This is a genomic window from Chromatium okenii (assembly GCF_016583745.1).
Classification (GTDB): domain Bacteria; phylum Pseudomonadota; class Gammaproteobacteria; order Chromatiales; family Chromatiaceae; genus Chromatium; species Chromatium okenii.
On sequence record NZ_NRRQ01000137.1, the window covers coordinates 1 to 551 of the forward strand.

Consider the following 551-nt stretch of genomic DNA (forward strand, 5'->3'; position numbering starts at 1 on the left):
TCTCGGCCCTGCCACTGCCGGCTACGAAGTAGAGCAGCTGATCGTGCCCCTCGTGTGTTTCGGCACCTATATCCTCCCCTTCGGGGATGGCCATCACCACCAGCTGAGTCTTCTCGCCGGTCCACACTACCTTGCGGAATTTATCATTCTCCAGCGCCATTTGGGCGATGGGTAGAGTCAGTCGGGTCTCTTCGCTCATTTTTCTTCCTTATGTTGCTTATTCTGGCCAAGCTAACGATAAACGTGTTTATATTCTGACATCATAAACAACCCAAGTACAGTGGGACGCCTCTTAAAACTCCTCCCGCTGAGCTGGAGCTGCTTAGGTGTGGAGGACACCGTGGATCCATCCCTGGAGGCCTAATGGCACCATACCTGGCGCCTATACCTCCACACAGATGCAGCCAGACCTGGGGGCGGGTTTGGAGGTCTCTAGTGACGCATAAGGTTTACAACAATATGACAAGAGGCAGTTTTTCCCCAGCCTGGTGGTTGCCAGGTTGCCACAGCCAAACCATGTTCCCTGCCGTATTTAGGCGCGCACCGCAGGT

Annotated in this window: 1 protein-coding gene; it reads right to left on the minus strand. The window is 54.3% G+C overall.

Annotation, left to right across the window (positions count from 1 at the left end; translation table 11 throughout):
- A partial coding sequence (locus tag CKO12_RS14540) for a cupin domain-containing protein (RefSeq protein WP_476695836.1) occupies positions 1 to 199 on the minus strand: 199 nt, incomplete at its 3' end.
- Between the last annotated feature and the right edge of the window lie 352 nt (positions 200 to 551).